The sequence below is a fragment of the Micromonospora sp. NPDC003241 genome, from assembly GCF_053589795.1.
Map to the genome: position 1 here is coordinate 1 of NZ_JBSFSO010000107.1, position 1146 is coordinate 1146.

Here is a 1146-nt window from a genome sequence, read left to right on the forward strand (position 1 = left end):
CTTCCGATATGATGTACCGTATCGAACGGGGCCCCCCGCCCGGCGCCGGCGGCCAGGCCACCGACCACGGCCGAGGCGCTGGAGCCGAGGCCGCGCGAGTGCGGAATCACGTTGCGGCACACCACGTCGAGACCGTCGGCCCAGACGCCGAGCGATTCCAGCCCGCGCTCGATCGCCCGCACCACCAGATGCGTTGGGCCCCACGGCACGTCGTCGGCGCCCTCACCCTCGACCCGGATCTCGAGACCCGATTCGGTGGTTCGCACCACGATCTCGTCGTAGAGACCCAATGCCATTCCCAGGCAATCGAATCCGGGACCGAGGTTGGCCGTGGACGCGGGAACGCGCACCGTCACCTCGAGACCGGCGGGCGGGGTGGCCGTCATCAGCCTGCTCTCGCGTGCGCTCAACTCAGGCCAGCTCGAGTTCGTGGGCGATCGCCACCGGGTCGACAGCGATCGGCTTGACCTCGGGCATACCCGCCAACGCGTTGTCGGGGTCCTTCAGACCGTTACCGGTCACCGTGCAGACCACCGTCAGACCCGAATCCAGCCAGCCCTCCGCGCGAGCGGCCAGCAGACCTGCCACACTCGCGGCCGATGCCGGCTCGACGAACACACCCTCGGTCGCGGCGACCAGGCGGTACGCGGCCAGGATCTCCTCGTCGGTGGCCGCGCGGAACGCGCCACCGGACTGCTCCTTGGCCTCCATCGCCCCGTTCCACGACGCCGGAGCACCGATCCGGATGGCGGTGGCCACGGTCTCCGGGTCCTTCACCGGCGCGCCGTTGACCAGCGGCGCCGCACCCGCGGCCTGCACACCCAGCATGCGCGGCAGCACCGAGGTGACACCGTCGGCGTGGTACTCGCGGTATCCACGCCAGTAGGCGGTGATGTTGCCCGCGTTGCCCACCGGCAGCACGTGCACATCGGGCGCCTTGCCCAGCACATCGCAGATCTCGAACGAGGCGGTCTTCTGGCCCTCGATGCGGGCCGGGTTCACCGAGTTCACCAGGCCGACCTCGGGGAAATCCGAGGTGACCTTGCGGGCCAGCTCGAGACAGACACCCGGTCACCCGGCCCGACGCCGAGCGCGACCAGGCCGGCGGCCAGCCGGTCGGCGCGGGTGTCCAGCTCGCGGTAGGTG

The 1146-nt window shown here is 70.7% G+C and carries 3 protein-coding genes; all 3 read right to left on the reverse strand.

All coding sequences use genetic code 11. The features are described from left to right. Positions 1-386 (reverse strand): GHMP family kinase ATP-binding protein (locus tag ACWDVW_RS32645; protein ID WP_449956846.1); only part of this gene is annotated, 386 nt, incomplete at its 3' end. A gap of 25 nt (positions 387-411) precedes the next feature. Beyond that, positions 412-1011 (reverse strand): pyridoxal-phosphate dependent enzyme, encoded by a 600-nt coding sequence (locus tag ACWDVW_RS32650; RefSeq protein ID WP_449956849.1) that lies wholly within the window; start codon positions 1009-1011, stop codon positions 412-414. Continuing rightward, positions 1008-1133: a hypothetical protein gene (locus tag ACWDVW_RS32655; protein WP_449956852.1), complete on the reverse strand. Its 126-nt coding sequence runs from the start codon at positions 1131-1133 to the stop codon at positions 1008-1010. Before ACWDVW_RS32655 ends, ACWDVW_RS32650 begins: the two co-directional genes overlap by 4 nt. Positions 1134-1146 lie beyond the last annotated feature (13 nt).